At 59.8% G+C, this 18,376-nt stretch carries 14 protein-coding genes; 11 read left to right on the top strand and 3 right to left on the bottom strand.

Annotated features, from left to right (window positions below; genetic code table 11):
- The first annotated feature begins 84 nt into the window (after positions 1-84).
- From AWM69_RS08725 to AWM69_RS08715, 3 genes are read left to right on the top strand one after another with little or no spacing between them, the layout of a single operon-like run.
- Positions 85-1,251 carry an efflux RND transporter periplasmic adaptor subunit gene (locus AWM69_RS08725; protein ID WP_218726289.1) on the top strand — a complete coding sequence of 389 codons (1,167 nt, stop codon included), beginning with the start codon at positions 85-87 and terminating at the stop codon, positions 1,249-1,251.
- Positions 1,248-4,427 carry an efflux RND transporter permease subunit gene (locus AWM69_RS08720; protein WP_218726288.1) on the top strand — a complete coding sequence of 1,060 codons (3,180 nt, stop codon included), beginning with the start codon at positions 1,248-1,250 and terminating at the stop codon, positions 4,425-4,427. Before AWM69_RS08725 ends, AWM69_RS08720 begins: the two co-directional genes overlap by 4 nt.
- Positions 4,424-5,872, top strand: coding sequence for an efflux transporter outer membrane subunit (locus AWM69_RS08715; RefSeq protein WP_218726287.1), 1,449 nt, complete (start codon positions 4,424-4,426; stop codon positions 5,870-5,872). The genes AWM69_RS08720 and AWM69_RS08715 overlap by 4 nt, the downstream gene beginning before the upstream one ends.
- 33 nt (positions 5,873-5,905) lie before the next feature.
- Here the strand turns inward: AWM69_RS08715 and AWM69_RS08710 are convergent, their stop codons facing one another.
- Entirely contained in the window at positions 5,906-6,571 is a 666-nt protein-coding gene (locus tag AWM69_RS08710; RefSeq protein WP_218726286.1) for a DUF3313 domain-containing protein, read from the bottom strand.
- Positions 6,572-6,621: 50 nt separating this feature from the next.
- Positions 6,622-6,906, bottom strand: a complete 285-nt coding sequence (locus AWM69_RS08705; protein ID WP_131653850.1) for a hypothetical protein — start codon at positions 6,904-6,906, stop codon at positions 6,622-6,624.
- Between the two features lie 162 nt (positions 6,907-7,068).
- Here AWM69_RS08705 and AWM69_RS08700 point away from each other — a divergent pair, with 162 nt between their 5' ends.
- The 3 genes from AWM69_RS08700 (at position 7,069) to AWM69_RS08690 (ending at position 10,062) form a co-directional block, all read left to right on the top strand.
- Positions 7,069-7,779, top strand: coding sequence for a response regulator (locus tag AWM69_RS08700; RefSeq protein ID WP_048379857.1), 711 nt, complete (start codon positions 7,069-7,071; stop codon positions 7,777-7,779).
- Positions 7,776-9,125, top strand: coding sequence for an ATP-binding protein (locus tag AWM69_RS08695; RefSeq protein ID WP_218726284.1), 1,350 nt, complete (start codon positions 7,776-7,778; stop codon positions 9,123-9,125). Before AWM69_RS08700 ends, AWM69_RS08695 begins: the two co-directional genes overlap by 4 nt.
- A gap of 289 nt (positions 9,126-9,414) precedes the next feature.
- Positions 9,415-10,062 carry a dTMP kinase gene (locus AWM69_RS08690; protein ID WP_218726283.1) on the top strand — a complete coding sequence of 216 codons (648 nt, stop codon included), beginning with the start codon at positions 9,415-9,417 and terminating at the stop codon, positions 10,060-10,062.
- Between the two features lie 102 nt (positions 10,063-10,164).
- Here AWM69_RS08690 and AWM69_RS08685 read toward each other — a convergent pair whose 3' ends face one another.
- Positions 10,165-11,007, bottom strand: a complete 843-nt coding sequence (locus tag AWM69_RS08685; RefSeq protein WP_218726282.1) for a type 1 glutamine amidotransferase domain-containing protein — start codon at positions 11,005-11,007, stop codon at positions 10,165-10,167.
- A 119-nt stretch (positions 11,008-11,126) separates the two neighbouring features.
- Here AWM69_RS08685 and AWM69_RS08680 point away from each other — a divergent pair, with 119 nt between their 5' ends.
- The 5 genes from AWM69_RS08680 to AWM69_RS08660 all read left to right on the top strand — a co-directional run bounded on the left by AWM69_RS08680 (position 11,127) and on the right by AWM69_RS08660 (position 18,373).
- The gene (locus AWM69_RS08680) at positions 11,127-12,032 is read left to right on the top strand and encodes a LysR family transcriptional regulator (RefSeq protein WP_218726281.1); all 906 of its coding nucleotides are present in this window, start codon (positions 11,127-11,129) and stop codon (positions 12,030-12,032) included.
- A 346-nt stretch (positions 12,033-12,378) separates the two neighbouring features.
- Positions 12,379-13,623 (top strand): kynureninase, encoded by a 1,245-nt coding sequence (kynU, locus tag AWM69_RS08675; RefSeq protein ID WP_218726280.1) that lies wholly within the window; start codon positions 12,379-12,381, stop codon positions 13,621-13,623.
- A 31-nt stretch (positions 13,624-13,654) separates the two neighbouring features.
- Complete coding sequence (locus tag AWM69_RS08670) at positions 13,655-15,070, top strand: amino acid permease (protein WP_048379843.1); 1,416 nt, start codon at positions 13,655-13,657, stop codon at positions 15,068-15,070.
- Between the two features lie 131 nt (positions 15,071-15,201).
- Entirely contained in the window at positions 15,202-16,527 is a 1,326-nt protein-coding gene (locus AWM69_RS08665) for an OprD family porin (RefSeq protein WP_218726279.1), read from the top strand.
- A 91-nt stretch (positions 16,528-16,618) separates the two neighbouring features.
- The gene (locus AWM69_RS08660) at positions 16,619-18,373 is read left to right on the top strand and encodes a hypothetical protein (protein WP_218726278.1); all 1,755 of its coding nucleotides are present in this window, start codon (positions 16,619-16,621) and stop codon (positions 18,371-18,373) included.
- Positions 18,374-18,376: the final 3 nt, after the last annotated feature.

Here is an 18,376-nt window from a genome sequence, read left to right as displayed (position 1 = left end):
CTGAAAAACTGCTTGACCTTCCAAGAGTGGGAAGTCGGATAAGTACATGCAAACCATGTCGACTCCCGTGCGAAGGGCAAAACAATGAAAGTAAAACCCGTCATCCTGATCACTGCGGCGATAAGCGTCGCGCTCACTATGACCGGATGCAGGGAGACGGCGTCTACCGCCACTCCCGCGCAGCCACCGGGCGTGCCGGTGGCCTCGGTGAGCGTTCGTCCGGTGACACCGTTTTTTGAGTTCACCGGTTCATTGACCGCGATCAAGCGGGTTGAGCTGCGTCCGCGGGTCGCCGGCTACATTCAGGACGTCAGTGTTCCGGAGGGCCGTTTTGTCAACAAAGGCGACAAGCTTTTTGTCATCGATCCCCGGGTGTTTCAGGCCGCGATAAACGCCGCTGCGGCTCACCTGCGTGAAACCGAAGCAGCATCGAAGCTGGCCCAGGCGCAATATGCGCGGGCCGAACGGCTGTTCGCGCAGAAGGTTGTCGCCCGTGATCGACTCGACACCGCAACAGCCTCCCTCAATGCCAGCAGGGCACAGGTCGACGCCGCAAAGGCCGCACTGGAGGCTGCCGAACTGGACCTGAGTTTCACCCGCATCACGGCCCCGATCAGTGGCCGTGTGGGCCAGACCCTCGTCACCGAGGGCAATTACGTCGCCAGTGGCGTGACACCGCTCACGACCATCGTGTCGAATAATCCTTTGCATGTTTATTTCGATGTCGATGAACGCACCTATCTACACTCCCTTGCCCAGGGCCGGAGCAACGCCAGGCCCTATGGGGCCCGGCCGGCAAAGGTCAGGGTAGCGCTGCTCACCGACGCGACGTATTCACGGACCGGTCGCCTCGACTTCATCTCCAACACCGCGGACCGCGGGACCGGAACCATGCGGGTCCGCGCGGTAGTCGATAACCCCGACGGGCAATTGACCCCCGGACTGTTTGTCAGGGTCAAACTGGAGACCGGGGCGCCGCAAGCCAGGGTACTGGTCTCCGATCAGTCGATCGGTACCCACCAGGGCAGCCGTTATGTGCTGGTGGTCGACAAGGACGATACGACCCAATACCGCGCTGTCGAAACCGGCAACATGCTCGACGGTTTACGCGTGATCGAGCACGGCCTGCAGCCGGGCGAGCGCATCGTCGTCAAGGGGCTGGTGCGCCCGGGCATGCACGTCACGCCGCAGCCTGTCGCGATTGACGGTACACCCGTTGCGGTGCAGCAAACCGTGGGGGCCGCGAAATGAATTTTCCACGCTTCTTTATTGATCGCCCGGTGTTTGCCATCGTCCTTTCGATTTTGATGATGATCGCTGGAATCGTTGCATTTTTTCAGTTGCCGCTTAGCGAATATCCGGCAGTCACCCCGCCAACCGTGCAAGTGACCGCCGCCTACCCGGGCGCCAACCCCAAGGTCATTGCTGACACGGTGGCAGCGCCACTGGAACAGGCAATTACCGGGGTCGAGGGCATGCTGTACATGTCGTCGCAGTCGGCGACGGATGGCCAGATGACCCTGACAGTCACCTTCGCGCAGGGCACCGATGCCGATATGGCCCAGATCCAGGTGCAAAACAGGGTCTCGCGCGTGCTCTCGCGTTTGCCTGAAGAGGTACAGCGCCAGGGCATCGTCACGAAGAAAACCTCGCCGGACATTCTGATGGTGGTTCACCTGCTGTCGCCCGACAAGCGCTTCGACCCGCTGTTTATTTCCAATTACGCGTACCTTCAGGTGCGCGATGAGTTGTCACGCATCCCCGGCATCAGTGACGTCCTGGTTTGGGGCGCCGGCGAATACAGCATGCGGCTCTGGCTCGATCCGGATCTGATCGCCGCACGCGGGCTGACGGCCGGCAACGTGATTGCCGCCGTGCGCGAACAGAACGTGCAAGTCGCCGCCGGTTCCGTGGGCCAGGCGCCCAATTCCAGTGCGGCATTCCAGGTGACGGTGAACACGCTCGGGCGATTGACCGACGAGGAGCAGTTCGGCGACATCATCATTCGTACGGGCAGCGAAGGGCAGGTCACACGTTTGCGCGATGTCGCCCGCATCGAAATGGGCGCTGATGGTTACGCCCTGCGCAGCCTGCTTGACGGCGAACCGGCCGTTGCGCTGCAGATCATTCAGAGTCCTGGCGCCAACGCACTGGATGTTTCCCGGGCGGTACGCGACACCATGCAGCGGCTTGAAACCCACTTCCCGGAAGGACTTGTCTCGCGCATCGCCTATGACCCGACAGTCTTCGTCCAGGCGTCCCTCGAGTCGGTTGCGATCACCCTGCTGGAAGCGATTCTGCTGGTGGTAATCGTGGTCGTGGTGTTCCTGCGTAACTGGCGGGCCTCGCTTATCCCCCTGATGGCAGTGCCGGTGTCATTGGTCGGGACCTTCGCGGTCATGCATTTGCTGGGTTTTTCGCTCAACACGTTGTCGCTGTTTGGCCTGGTGCTGTCGATCGGGATCGTGGTGGACGACGCCATCGTGGTGGTTGAAAACGTAGAGCGTCACATCGACAATGGCGAGGAGCCCACGCAAGCCGCCAAGCGCGCGATGGCCGAGGTCACCGGCCCGATCATTGCGATCACCTCGGTGCTGGCCGCCGTTTTCATTCCGACCGCATTCCTGAGCGGACTGCAGGGTGAGTTCTATCGTCAGTTCGCCTTGACCATCGCGATCTCGACCCTCCTGTCGGCGGTCAACTCGCTCACCCTCAGTCCGGCGCTGGCCGGCATGCTGTTACGACGCCGTCGCGAGGCTATCGAGCTTGATCCGAACAGTCTGCGGGGGCGCGCTGATCGTGTGTTGCAAGCCCTGAGCCGACCCTTCCAGCGTGCGCCTGACGCTTACAGCAAGACGGTGCGCAAGGTTTTGCAACGCCGGGGCGGGGCGCTGGTGGTCTATGGCGGACTGCTCGTGCTGACCTTCTTTATGTTCCAGTCTGTGCCCCCGGGGTTCGTGCCGATGCAGGACAAATATTACCTGGTGGCGATCGCCCAGTTACCCAATGCGGCATCGCTGGATCGAACCGAAGAAGTCGTCAAGCAGATGACCCGGATCGCGCTGGCCGAACCGGGTGTCGAAAGCGTTGTCGCCTTCCCGGGGCTGTCGATCAACGGTTTCGTCAATGTGCCCAACGCGGCGGTGATGTTCATCATGCTTGATCCGTTCAAAGCGCGAACGACGCCCGATCTGTCCGCGAACGCGATCACGGGCCGTCTGCAAGCGCAATTCAGCAGCCTCCCGGACGGTTTTCTCGGCGTGTTCCCGCCACCCCCGGTGCCCGGTCTTGGCGCCACCGGTGGCTTCAAAATGCAGATTGAAGACCGCGGCGGGGCCGGGCTCGAAGCCCTGGTCCAACAGACCCATATCCTGATGACCAAAGCCTCTGAATCAGGGCTGGTGGCCGGCCTCATGACCAGTTTTGATGTCAATGCCCCGCAACTCGACGTGGTTATCGACCGGACCCGGGTCAAAAGCCAGGGTGTCCTGCTGGCGGATGTGTTCGAAGCGCTCCAGGTCTATCTGGGCTCGCTGTATGTCAACGACTTCAACCGCTTCGGCCGCACCTACAAAGTGATGGCCCAGGCGGATACCGAGCACCGAATGCAAGCCGAAGCCATTACCCGCTTGCAGGTGCGCAACGCTGCCGGGGACATGCTGCCTTTATCCTCGTTTGTCACGGTCACGCCAGGTTCCGGACCGGACCGGGTGATTCGCTACAACGGCTATCCTTCGGCCGATATCACGGGCGGCGCGATGCCGGGCATCAGTTCGGGGCAGGCGGTGGCCGCCATGGAGCGCCTGGCGCAGGAAGTGCTGCCTGAAGGCATGAGCCTGGAGTGGACCGACCTGACGTATCAGCAAAAGCTCGCCGCCGACTCGGCGCTGTTCATTTTCCCGCTATGCGTGCTGCTCGCTTATCTGATCCTTGCCGCGCAATACAACAGCTGGTTGCTGCCTCTGGTGGTCATGCTGATCGTCCCGATGTGTCTGCTGAGCGCGATCATTGGCGTGTGGCTGGTGGGCGGCGACAACAACGTGTTCGTTCAGATCGGGTTGATTGTGCTGGTCGGTCTGGCCGCCAAGAATGCCATCCTGATTGTCGAGTTTGCGCGAAGCCGTGAAGCCGAAGGCGCAACCGCGCTGGAGGCCGTTGTCGAGGCGTGTCGACTGCGGCTGCGACCGATCCTGATGACCTCACTGGCGTTCGTTGCCGGCGTTGTACCGCTGGTGTTGGCCAGTGGCGCCGGGGCGGAGATGCGCCAGGCCATGGGCATTGCTGTCTTCGCCGGCATGCTCGGCGTGACGCTGTTCGGGTTGTTCCTGACACCGGTGTTTTATGGGGTGGTACGCTGCCTGTCAGCACGCTTCGCGCAGCACAGGTCGACAACAACGGCGACCCGCGGTGAGGAGAGCGCATCATGAAGAACACCTATCGAACGGTAATGCTCCCGCTAAGTGCGCTGATCCTGCTGGCTGGATGCATGAGCGTGGGGCCCGACTACACACCGCCTTCGCAGCCGTCGTCGCAGTTTCCGGCGAGCTTTGGCGAGCTCCCGGCGGGGCTGGCCCCGGGGAATGTCGAGGTCGAGTGGTGGCGGGTCTTCGACGAACCCGCGCTCACGGCTTTAATACAGCGGGCGCTGGTGGCAAATCTCGACATCGGCATCGCTGCCGTACGGCTCGAAGAGGCACAGGCCATGTTGCGCGAAAGCCGACAGGGTTTTCTGCCTCGCGGGGGGCCCGCGCTGGGCTATGAGAACCGTCGTGGCAGTGACGTCGAAACGTCGCCAGGCCAGTCTCGGCAGAACGAAACCTACCGCAGCGCACTCGACGCCTCCTGGGAAATCGATCTCTTCGGGCGAGTCAGAAGGTCCGTGGAAGCGGGCAGGGCCCACGCGGGCTCTCGCGAAGCGCTGTTGCGCGGTGTACAGGCGGGCGTCGCTGCCGAGGTGGCCGCCACCTGGTTTGAACTGCGTGGTCTTGAGGCTGAACTGGCCGTGGTGAACGACATCAGCCGTAGCCAGCGTGAAAGCCTGGAGATGGTCGAGCGTCGGGTGAGCGCGCAGTCTGCCACCGAACTCGACCGGCTCCGCGCCGAGTCGTTGTTGCGCAGTGTCGAGGCGGTAGCGCCCGAACTGGAGCGGCGGCGGGCGACCTCGGTCAACGCCCTGGCCATTCTGCTTGGGGAAGCCCCGCAACTGTTCAAGCTGCCTGCCACCCCACCGCAGCGTGAAGCGCTGACCATCCGTACGATCGCGGTGGACAATCCTGCCGGACTGCTCGCCCGCCGATCCGATATTGCCGCCGCCGAACGGGCGCTTGCGGCGGCGACAGCCCGGATCGGGGTTGAAACCGCCGGTCTGTACCCCGAGATCCAGGTGCAAGGTTCGATTGGCTTTGTCGCGGGAAGTCTCGACGCCTTGGGGAGCGGGGGCACGCAGTCCAGCTTCATCGCCCCGATGATTCGCTGGAACCTGCTCGATATTGGCCGCGTGCGCGCCCGGATCGCCGCCAGTGAGTCGCGGGCCCAAGAAGCATTGATCGTTTACGACCAGACGGTCTTGCGTGCCCTGCAGGAAACCGATAACGCCTTCAAGGCCAATAGCGCCGCGGGCAGCACACTGAAGCTGCGTCTGCAGGCATCAACGGCGAACCGTGAGGCGGCACGGCTTGCCCGTTTACAGTTTTCCGAAGGCGAGGGTGTTTACCTGGATGTGCTCGAAGCCGAACGATCCGACTTTACCAGCCGCCGCGCCCTGACCATCGCGCGCACCAACCAGCGGCTTGCCATCGTCAGCCTCTACAAAGCATTGGGCGGTGGCTGGGAGCTGTGTACACGGGAGGGTCAAGACTGCCAGCCACGATGATGGACGGCTGAGGTCAGGCTGACTCTGGATCGATTACTTGCCGGACAAATAGGCCAGGCGCATGTCGCAGGCCCAGCCGTCGAGTACCGGTTTGAAATCATCCAGGGTCATCGCCTGCTTGTCATTTGACAGCGTCAACCCGGTTCCTTTGCGGATTACCTGCGCGACTACGACTTGATTGGTGGCATCCAGCACCGCGACTTCGGTGGTAATCACCGTGTCCTGGTCACGGATGCCGGTGGCGGTACTGACTCCGGCGGCGAGCAGGGTCACGGGCAACCACTCATAAAACCGCAAACTCTGGGTGGAGGCCGACACCGAGATAATGGCGGGTTTGACGATCAATGTGTTGGGCCCCGGGGTGGTGACAACCGTCATGACTTTGCCTAACTCGTGCTTGAGGGCGGCATCGTAATAATGACGAATGTCCGCAAGCATGGCCTTTGAACGCCGTTCAGTGGGCTGTTGCTGCGTATGAAGCTGGCTCGGCTCGATATACACACGGGTGTAGTGTTTGATATCAAGCGTCGGGTCTACCCAGGACAGTACGCTTTGCCCTGACGCCACCTGTTTCTCGGTGAGCTTGCTGTAATCCTGCAAAAACCCCGAATATTCTTCGGGCGCAACGGTTTTGTTCGCACACGCGGTGAGCGACATCGCCAGGGCCATCAGTAGCGGCAGTGAGCGGTTTCTTGGCATGTAATCGGCATTCCTGAGAGGAGGGGTGTCATGGGTGTTGTTCGCAGTCCTCAGGCGCCTGCGCTGCCATCAGAACTGACGACGTTCAATTGACCGTTGGCCATTAACCATTGGGTAAGTTCGGCAACGGATACCGAATGGGAGTACTCCACCCACTGTTCGCACTCCGGGCTGTAGTGCTCGATGTAGCGGACCAGAACGATACGGTCCAGGTCGCTGGAAAGTGCCAGTCGAGACTCCTGGAATAGTACCGGGCCGGTGCCACAGACGTTGCTGGTACGCTGGTTCAGAATAAAAGCACCAGCGCTTTGGGCCTTGTCGCTAAAGGTCGGCATCGAGAGCATCCCGCAATGAAGTGCCTGCAGTGTGCATGAGCGGTTTTGCCGGGAGATGTCTGGTTGATGTCCGCCGGGCAAAGATGTTTCTCGATTGAAATATATGACCTTGGCTGCAGAATGGTTTTAGATACCCTCCCTTTTGCCCATGGACCGCTGAATGTGAGCAGGTTACTGATCGTCGACGACGATGTAGAAATCCTATTGCTGCTGGAGAAGTTCTTTCTTTTGCATGCTTATGACGTCGAACTGGCCACCCACGGCGAAGCCATGTGGGCGGCCATTGGGCGTCAGCGGCCGGACCTGATCATTCTCGATCTCATGCTTCCCGGCGAAGGCGGGCTCAGCCTGTGCCAGAAACTACGCCTCAACACCGGCATCCCGATTGTGATGCTGACCGCCATGGGCGAGTTGAGTGACCGCATCGTAGGCCTGGAGCTGGGTGCCGATGACTACCTGACCAAACCTTTTGATCCTCGCGAATTACTGGCCAGGCTGCGGGCGGTACTGCGTCGGGCCAGTGATCCGGTCGTTCCGCGCAATGAAGACGCGCGGCTGGTGATCCACTTTGCGGGCTGGCAACTGGACGTTACCCGTCGCGAGTTGCGCTCGTCTGCCGATGTCATGATTCCGCTCTCTGGCGGTGAGTTCGATCTGCTGGTGGTCTTCCTTGAGCACCCCGAACGCATCCTCACCCGGGAACAATTGATCGATCTGACCCGCGGGCAGAACCACGAAGCCTTTGATCGCAGCATTGACGTGCAGGTCAGCCGCCTGAGACGAAAAATAGAGTCGGACAGCAAGCGCCCGGACCTGATTCGGACCGTGCGCAATGGCGGGTACATGTTTGACGCCAAGGTGACGCGAACATGATGAGGCTGATTCCCCACGTTGACACGCTTCGACGCCGGATTGCCCTGACCATTGTCACGGCGATGCTGGCTTCGCTCTTGCTCTATGCCCTGTTTGTCCAGGTCGCGGGCGTCTGGGCAAAACCGCCCGTCGATCAAATCGGCTTGCTGGATCAGGTCGCGGCCACGACCCGCATCATCCAGGCGGCCCCGGCGCACATACGGCCACAATTGGCCGCCGCTGCGAGCAATCCCACCCTGGGTGTGTTCTGGAGCCCGCACCGAGGTGATTTCGAGCTTCCGGGGCCGGGCACCTCGATAGACCTGAACAACTCGCCGGTTCTGCATGAGTTGCTGGAGGGCGCCCGGCACAAGATAGAAGTCTTTCAGCCCGATAACTGGCCCGCCAAAAGCCCGCAGGCACGCTATGTCATGCTGTTGCAATTGAGCGACAACAGCTGGTTGTCGTTTACCCCTCCGCAACGGAGCTGGGGAATGAGCTCAGCGTTGCGCTTTGCCGTGGTAATTGCCCTGGGGCTGGTGGCTACCTGGCTGGTTGCCTGGTTCGCCACACGGCAACTGGCTGACCCCCTTCAGCGCTTTACCAATGCCGTGCAGCGCTTTGGCACAGACTTGAACGCACCGGCCATTGAAGTCGAGGGGCCCCATGAAATTCGCCAGGCGATCATTGCCTACAACACCATGCAAGCGAAAATTCAGCAGTTCATTGCCGAACGTACGCACATGCTGGCGTCCATTTCCCATGACTTGCGGGCGCCACTGACCCGCATACGTCTGCGATGTGAATTTCTTGAGGACATCGATCAACAACGCAAGCTGATCCGCGACACCGATGAAATGCAATCGATGATCAACTACGCGCTGGGCTTTTTTCGCGATGAGGCCCGTCAGGAACCCGCCACCAGCTTCGACCTCTCTGAATTGCTGCAAACGGTGATCGATGACTATAGCGATCAGGGCATCGTCGTCGATTTTTCAGGGCCCGCCCACCTGGTGTATTTCGGCCGCCCGGTCGACATCAAAAGAATCACCGCCAACGTGCTGGAAAATGCCGTGAAGTATGCCCGGCATCCGCGCATTGAATTGATCAATGACCTGCGCACGGTGCGCATCGAAGTCAGCGATGAAGGGCCGGGGATTCCCGAGTCGGAGCTGGAGAATGTATTCGTCCCGTTCTTCCGCCTGGAACCCTCACGCAACCGCAATACCGGTGGCGTAGGGCTTGGCCTGTCCTCCGCGCGGGCAATCGCACGCAAGCACGGCGGAGACCTGCTCTTGCAAAACCGCAAGGGCGGCGGCCTCTTCGCACAGATCGAGTTGCCGCATGCGCCGTTGAAGGGTTCCTGAAGTGTCGAAGTTCGCGGCAATTTCCGGGTCTAGTTACCGGTACCGATACCGCTCAGGCCAAAGAACGTGTGGGGCCGCGAAGGCAGAAGTCACGGGCAAATCCATCTCACGGCGCACGCCCCAGCTACCCGCGCCCCGGGCGTAATGCGCCAATCATTGACCTTGCCGTCAGCTGCAGCGTAAGTTTCCCCAGTGCAATCCCTGCACCCACTCGATTCGCCGGGTCGCACTCAGCATTTCCAGTGAATGCTCCGGGCATAGAAACCGTCAATCAATTGTTAAGGGAAGAATGAATCGTCCGCTGTTTGTTTCTCTGGATGGGCCCAAAGGCACCGGTAAAACCACACTGCTGGAAGCCGTTACGAAAGTACTGAGGGCTGGCAACAACAAAGTGATCCGGCTTTGCGAGAAAAAAAGCGACCCCTACAGGGCTGAAACAATGGCCCTCGTCAACAGGCTTGTCAGAAACCCCGCCCCGGAGCTGGAGTGGCAGGTGTGTGAACGCCTGGCGCATAGCCGTGCCTGGATGACCCGACACGTGCTGGCCAAGCAGCCCCTCGGCTGCATCATCCTGATCGATCGCTGGTACCCCTCGGATGCTGCATTTCGCCGGATTGTCCCGTTTGCAGACATTCTGCAGTTGAACATGGACCGACACGTGCAGGTGCCAGACCTGCATGTCGGGGTTGTCACGAGCCCTGAGATTTCATGGGCGAGGGCAGCGGCACGAACCCGCGGTCTGAGCAGCACGGTACTGCACTCACTGGAAGAACATGCCGCATGCAGCACCGCGTTCGAGCGAGCGGTAGCAGAGCACGGCTGGGTGTTATGCCGTAATGAAGGAACCCTCGAAGACGCCACGAGCCAGGTCGTTTCTGAGATCAACAGGGCCCTTCAATGCCAGGATCCGGGTGACGGTGAGCGTTCGCCTGCCTGACGATCAACGGCTACAGCGCCTCTTTTAACGGGAGGCGCCACTCGCACAGTCGCACTTCAGCCGTGTATTCAGACGCGAAACCGGCTTGTCACCGCAGGTGGGTCATTTCAGCCGATCAAGCAATGCCTTGCCGACCTGATTGGCCGAGGCCGGGTTCTGGCCCGTGATCAATTCGCGATCGATGACCACATAAGGGGTCCAGTTCGAAGCGTTGCTGCGGTAAAGCCCCCCGGCCTGTTCCAGCGCGGTCTGCGGGTAAAACTTCATCGCGCCACCGTTGAGCAGCCCTTTGGCTTCTTCCTCCTCCTTGTTGCTGATCACGGTCATCTTGTAACCCGCATAAATCCAGTCGGCACTGCCTTTGACCGGTTTCGCACGCTGGAGTTGGCGCGTGAAATTCTCGGCATCCGGCAAGGTCGACAGCAGGGCAATCGGGCCATGACAAACGAGCGCAGTGGTCTTGCCCTGCTCATGGAAGTCCTTCAACAAACGCCCCAGTGGGCGGCTGTGGAGCAGATCCTGCATGGGGGCATGCCCGCCGGGAATGTACACCGCGTCGAAATGCGCATAACCGAGCTGCTCTACACGGGAAAGGCTGATGACCGGTGATTGTTCCGGCAGATTCAATTTCAGTTGAGCAAGCAAGTCCTTATACGTCTGAAGTTCGGCTTCATCGTTGTTGAAGTACATTTTATCGATGGAAGTTTTGTCCACCGTCGGGGCATTGCCGTTGGGAGTCGCAAACATGACGTGATGGCCAGCGTCAAGCAGCAGCTTCACCGGTTGCAAAAGCTCGTTCAGGTAGAAACCGGTCGCAAACACCTTACCGTCCTTCAAATCGAGCTTCGACGAATCGGAAAGCACCACAAGTACGTTGCCGGCGCTGGCGCCCAGGCTGGTGCTGGCGAGGGCTGCGGCCAGGGCGATACGGGTCAGTGTTTTCATGTCGGTTCCAGAGTTAATCGGGCGAACAGTTGCCGCCGCTGCCCGGATACTCTATTGATGTGTCAGATGGCGATAAACAACCGCCAATGCAATTCATTTGGACTTTGGAAGCAATAATAATGTCACGCAGATTCGACCATCTTGGGGATGTGGAAGTCTTTATTCGTGTGGTTGAACAGGGCACTGTCAGTGCTGCTGCCGTGGCCCTGGCAACCACGCCTTCGGTGCTCAGCCGTGCATTGAGCCGGCTTGAATCACGTCTTGGCGTGCAATTATTGCGACGCACCACCCGCAAGCTCAGCCTGACCGATGCCGGCAAGCTGTACCTGGAACAAACGCGCTCTGCCTTTACCCGGATTGAAGAAGCCGAGCGCAACCTCCGCGGCCAGGAAGGCGAGTTAAGCGGGGGCGTCAGGCTCAGTGTGCCGACCACTTACGGTCATCATCGTTTGCCGCCGATGCTCAGTGCATTCACCCGACAATTCCCGGCGGTGCGGGTTGAGCTGAGCATCACTAACCGTAATGTCGACCTGGTCGCCGAAGGCTACGATCTGGCAATTCGTCTTGGACATTTGCCGGATAGCGGTCTGGTGGGCCGCAAGCTGGAAGATGCACGGCTATGCCTGGTCGCTTCACCTGCATACCTGGCGCGTGCCGGCGTTCCCACCACGCTTGAAACGTTACGCAAGCACGTTTGCCTGCCGTTCATCATGCCCAGCAGTGGCAAGATCGGGCCCTGGCTGTTCTGCCTTGACGGGAAAAATATCGAATGGCTACCGCAGGCCAATGTACAAGTGTCGGATGATGTCCTGGGTATTGTTTCCCTGGCCGAAAGCGGTCTGGGCATTTGCCAGACCTATGACTTCATCGTGCGCAGCAAAGTGCAGAGCGGGCAACTGGTGGAAATTCTTCCAGCCCTGAGCGGGCGCAGCCGGCCATTCTCGATCATTTACCCGCCTCACCGACAATTGTCGGCCGCATCCCGAGCATTGATTGAGTTCATCCTCGACAACACCCCGTCCTGACCGTGCTGGATGACACACGCCTGCGCGACGCAGGGGTTATCCCGTAGCCCCCGACTGACCTGCGCATCAATGCCCGAACCAGGGCAAGAATCTGCCGCGACAAAACTGACGATCAGAGCCAACGCGTGGCGCAGGGGCGGTTGATGATCGCCAGCTATAACAGTCCAGAATACTTGGCGCAGGCTTTTCTATTTTCGGGTAATGGCGTGTGCGGTTAGCATCAAGCCACTTCGCAGCGGCCTGTCTACCGGTTTGCAGTGCAAGGAGGATCGATGCCCGTTGCAGGCCCGATCAGCAAGCGGCCCGTTAGCCCCACCCGTATAAGAACAATTGAGAAGGAGCGTTTATGTCCACGTCCACCCCCGGCACCCGAGCGGACTTTGAAGACCTCGATCTGAGAGATGAGTTGCGCAGCTCCCGTGAGCGTTTCGACTTGCCTGAGGGCGAAATCTACCTCGACGGCAACTCGTTGGGCGCAATGCCTGCGCACATTCCGGCGCGGATTGAGAAAGTGATCAAGCAGGAATGGGCTCATGGCCTGATTCGTTCCTGGAATGATGCCGACTGGTACCCGGCACCCCAGCGTACCGGGGCGAAAATTGCCGGGTTGATTGGCGCACAAGGCCACGAAGTCATTGTTGCCGACTCGACCTCGATCAATCTGTTTAAAGTGCTGGTCGCCGCCACTCGCCTGCGGCCTGGCCGCCGGGTGATTCTGGCCGAACGCGGCAACTTTCCAACTGACGTTTACATTGCCGATGGTGTGGCCGAATTGACGGGCAACCAATTACGCTGCGTCGAGCCGGACGACATCCTTGATGCCCTGGATGAAGAGGTGGCGATTGTGTCGCTGACACATGTCAACTTCAAATCCGGCAAGCGCTACGACATGGCGCGCATCACTGAGCGGGCCCATGCGGTCGGCGCGCTGGTGGTCTGGGACTTGTGCCACTCGGCCGGTGCCATGCCCATTGCGCTGAACGAGGTTAATGCCGACTTCGCCGTGGGTTGCGGCTACAAATACCTCAATGGCGGTCCGGGTGCTCCGGCATTTGTGTTCGTTGCCGAGCGTCATATTCCCCATATGCGCCAACCGATCACGGGCTGGCATGGACATGCCAAACCGTTCGATTTCGATCATCACTTCCGGCCTCACCCCAGCATCGACCGCATGCTCGCAGGCACTGCGCCGCAACTGGGTGTGTTGGCACTGGAAGCGGCGCTGGAGGTATTCGATGACGTCGACCTCAATGCGCTTCGACAAAAAAGCGTGGCTTTGGGCGACCTGTTCATTTCGCTGTGCGATCAGCAGTTGGCCGGCCTGGGCGTCGAGTTGCGCTCTCCGCGCGACGGCGAACAGCGTGGCAGCCAAGTGTCACTGGCCCATGAACAAGCTTACGCCGTGATGCAGGCATTGATCGCCCGCGGCATCGTTGGCGACTTCCGTGCGCCCGATATCCTGCGGTTTGGATTTGCACCGCTGTACATCCGCTATGTGGATATTTGGGACAGCGTGGTCGCCTTGCGAGAAATCCTCGAACAAAAAGAATGGGATCGCCCCGAGTTTCTGGCCCGCAAGTCAGTGACCTGAGCCCCTCCCACCGATTCGGAGCAATTGTGCAATGACAAAAACAACTAGCACCTTCGAACACTTGATGGATCGTGAAAAAGGCTTGAAACAAAGCCTTACCAGCGGCCAGTTGTCGATGATCGCCATTGGTGGCGCCATTGGCACCGGGCTGTTTCTGGGCAGCGGATTTGCCATTGGTTTTGCCGGCCCCAGTGTGCTGGTCAGCTATGGCATCGGCGCCCTGATTGCCCTGTTGTTGATGGGCTGTCTGGCGGAGATGACCGTGCGCCATCCCACGTCGGGTTCGTTTGGTTCGTTCGCCGAGTTTTACGTGGCGCCCTGGTTCGGGTTCGCCATTCGCTACGCCTATTGGTCGTCGATTGTATTCGCCGTGGGTACCGAAATCACCGCCGCAGCGATGTACATGAAGTACTGGTATCCGGACGTGCCGGGCGGTTACTGGATGGTTGCGTTTTCCATGGCACTGATCATCGCCAACGCCTTCAGCGTCAAGGTGTTTGGCGCCATTGAATACGTGTTTTCGCTGATCAAGCTGTGCGCGATCGTGGTGTTCATTCTGTTGGGGGCTTATGTGGTGTACGGCGCTCCGGCCGACACCGGCATCGGTTTTGCCAATTACACCAATGACCGCGGATTTTTCCCGAACGGCTGGTGGGGTACCTGGGTGGCGGTGATTGTGGCGTTCTTCAGTTACCTGAGCATCGAGATGATCGCGGTGGCGGCGGGCGAGGCCAAGGATCCGCAACGCGCAGTCACGCGTGCGTTCCGGATCACCGTGGTGCGCCTGGTCGTGTTTTACCTGCTGACCATCGCGCTGGTATTGGCGATTGTGCCCTGGGGCCAGAACAGCGGGGGCCAAAGCCCGTTCGTTACGGTGATGGCAGCGACCGGTGTGCCTTATGCGGGGGCAGTGTTTAACGCGGTGATTCTGATCGCCGCGCTGTCAGCGATGAACAGCCAGCTCTACATCACCACGCGATTGATGTTCAGCTTGTCGCGGGCCGGTCAGGCACCCTCGGTATTTGGCCGGGTGAACAGTAAAGGTGTGCCGCTGCCGGCACTGTTGTTGTCCTCGGTAGGGATCGGTCTGGCTACGCTGCTGTACCTGGCCTACCCGGAAAAAGCCTTCACCTTGATGATGTCCATTGCGATGTTCGGTGCAATGTTCACCTGGGCCGGGATTTTCCTCACACACTTGTTCTTCCGTCGGCGTCAGGCTGGCCAGCCTTTGGCTTTCAAACTGTGGGGCTACCCATGGACCAGCCTTGGCGGGTTGTTGCTAATGCTGGCAGTCATGATCACCACGCTGTTCACCGAAGAGTTTGCCCCGACCTTGCTCTGCGGCGTGCCGTTCCTGGCGGTGATCCTGCTGATCTACTTCCTGCGCTTTCGGCAAAAAAACCTCGTACTGACCGACGCGCCCAAGCCGTTGCCACTGCAACGCTGAGTGGCTATGCCTGACCACGGACGGTCCGGCACTTTCTTCTGCTGATGCATTGACCGGGCACCGGCTTGCCCTGGTCGATTGCGCGTGCCGATAAATCAGGTTTCGGCGCGCCTTCCACCTTGGGGATTGTCATGAATAACACCAGAGCCCTTGTTCTGTTGTTGGCCAGCGCCTGCGCGCTGCCTGCATTCGGCGCTGAGCTAACGGCACCTGGGGACGGGTTTATCGCAGGCAGTGATGTTGAAGTATTGCTGCGCAACTCCTACTTCAATCGCAGCAAGGAAGACGGTCGCCGTGACGCTCGCGACTGGACCCAGGGCGTGCTCGGCCACTTCAACTCCGGCTTTACCCAAGGCACCCTTGGGGTTGGCGTAGAAGCGTTTGCGTACCTGGGCTTGAAGCTGGATGCACCCGCCGACAAATCCGGCACGGGCAACTTGCCCGTGCATCATGATGGCCAACCGGCGGACAACTATTCCAAAGTCGGCGCTGCGCTCAAGCTGCGTTTGTCCAACAGCGTTCTGAAGGTGGGCGAACAACGACCGCAGACACCGGTGTTTGGCGTCAGCCATTTTCGAATCGTGCCGCAGACCGCCACTGGTTTGTCACTGATCAGTCGCGAAGTCGAAGGGCTTGAAGTTCAGGCCGGGCACTTCACTGCTGCCACCAGCCCCGTCACCACCCATGCCGATGGTGATCTGTGGGCTGTCATGGCCGGCGTGACGACGCCAACCGCAGACTACCTGGGCGGCAGCTATCAATTGACGCCGCAGGTCAGCGTCAGCCTGTACGGCTCGCGTTTCGAGGACATCTGGAACCAGTACTACGTCAACCTCGAAAGCCGTACCGATATCGACACGCTGAATCAGTTCGGGCTAGGCCTTAGCGCGTATCGCACCCTGGATACGGGGCTGGCCAGGGCCGGTGAGATCGACAACACCAGTGTCGGTCTGTCGACCTTCTGGCGCCATGGCGCACACCGCTGGCTGTTGGGCTTGCAGAAAATCGATGGCGACACGCCGTTCGATTACCTGGGCGTGGGCGACAACGACCGCAATGGTCGTAACGGCAACGATCAGGGGGCCTCGATTCAGTTGCCCAACGCTGCGCAATTTTCCGACTTCAACGGCCCGCAGGAGAAATCCTGGCAGGTGCGTTACGACGTGTCGCTGGCGACTTACGGCGTGCCCGGCCTGACCTTCATGAGCCGCTACGTGCGCGGGTGGGGCATCGATGGCAGCCGCATTGCCGCCACAGGCCCTTATTCCGGGCGCTACGGCGACGATGGCAAACATCACGAAACCAATCTGGAAGTGCGTTACATCGTCCAGTCCGGACCCGCCAAAGGTTTGAGTGTACGGGCGCGCCAAGCCTGGCATCGGGCGAACAGCGACCAGGGCTCGGGCAACCTCGACGACTTCCGGCTGATTACCGATTACCCCATCGACATTTTGTGAGGACGGTGCGCGGCACCGGCCTGTGTTTTTTCAACCCACCACCCTTGGCAATGACTAAGGCCCAACCGGGCACCACCCCCTGGAGTGAATAATGAAAACAATGCGACTCCCCCTCAAATCCAGTGCGCCATTCCTCAAAGGCACGCTGACCACATGTGTGATGTTGGCGCTCTGGTCCACAGCCCACGCTGACAGTTCGGCCCCGGTCAACATCACCGATCCGTTCGTCAAACAGCAGACGGCGTTGTCCGTGGACAAGATCCCGGCCATGCCCGCACCCGGCAGCTATGGCATGGACAAAGCGACGGGCAAGTTCACCCACCCTGTGGCGACGCCATTCAGTCACGAAGGCGAGCCGTTTGCCGGTGAGCTGGATTACTGGGACACCAAGAGCTACATCAAGAACATGACCGTCGAGGCGTATTACCCGATCACGGTCGAGCCGTTCCACACCTGGCAGAATATCGTCGACTTCGACGGCAAGCGTTACCTCTACCAGTACGTTCGGCGCAATCTGAAGATCTTCGATATCACTCATCCCAAGGACGTGAAGCTGGTGTTCACCAAGGGTTCGACCTGGGGCCCTGAAGGCCCGAGTGCCGAAGAAAACCCCTACGCCCCTGACGATATGTTTGGTGCAGCAACGGTGCAGTGGAACAAGAAACTGGGCAAAAACATCATGGTCCAGTCCTTCGAAGTACGGCGTTTTGGCGTACTGAATGATAAATACCGCGAACCGGACAAAGTCGAAGCCATCCGCAAATCCAGGCACCTCAAGGGCTTCAAGGTCTATGAGATGAACGGACCGCTGCCCAACGACTGGAAACTGATCGCCACCCGCACCAGCGACATCGAGCATCCCGATGCACCGATTGGCGAGCAGCAGGGCTCCGGTGTACGCGACATCCCGGCTTACTTCGGTGGCGACGTCATGTACGTGGCCGCAGCACCCAGCGATAAATATGCGCTGACCGAATACCCCAACGACTTGTACAACGCCGGTTACCAGTCCTGGGACATGTCGGACCCAAGCAACCCGAAACTGTTGCAGATGCTCACCGTGCCAGGGCAAATCGTCGGTGATCCACAGCACGAAGCCGTGTTCAAAGCCAACCCGCGTGCCGGCAACCGGGCTTCATGGATGGGCGCACGCATGTCGCTGTTCATTCCGACACCCGTCGAGCAGGGCGGCAAGTATGGCTATGCCGCAATGGGCGGGATGGGACTCTATGTGGTGGACATTACCCAGGCAGACAACATGAAAGTGGTCAGCCATCTGGAGTTTCCGGTAAGCGTAGCGGGCACCGAGGGCGACAACATTGATGTCTCGCAAGTGGAGAAGACCGGCATCCTCTATTTCAGTGGCTACCCGCTGTCGGAGGATTGCTTCGAGGCCAAAAAAGACATTTTCGCGGTCAACGTCAGCGACCCGAAAAAACCGGTAATCGAGTCTGTGCTGCCCCGCCCGATGCCACCTAAAGACGCTGCGTTCACCGATTATTGCCAGCGCAAAGGCAGCTTTGGGCCCAAGCGTTCGGGTTACTACACCCAGCCGGGGATCTCGCGGGAGGGGATCCTGCCCTACGCGTTCTACAACGCCGGGGTGCAGGTATTTGATGTGCGCGAGCCCGGCAAGCCAACCATCGGTGCGTACTTCGTGCCGCCGTTCGATACCAAGAACGTGGCGAGTTACGCCATGGGCAACCTGACCCACGGGACCTACACCGAGTACGACCGCAATTTGATCTGGGTCTTCACCAATCATGGTTTCTACGCATTGTCGACGCCGTTGCTGGGCACGCCGAGCTTCACCGCGCCGAGCAAACCGTGGCCGGCCCGAGACTGAACA

It is taken from the genome of Pseudomonas sp. D1HM, assembly GCF_019266105.1.
In the GTDB taxonomy this organism is placed as follows: domain Bacteria; phylum Pseudomonadota; class Gammaproteobacteria; order Pseudomonadales; family Pseudomonadaceae; genus Aquipseudomonas; species Aquipseudomonas taetrolens.
The sequence above is the reverse complement of the archived record's forward strand: the minus strand, read 5'-3'. Positions and strand labels throughout refer to the sequence as shown.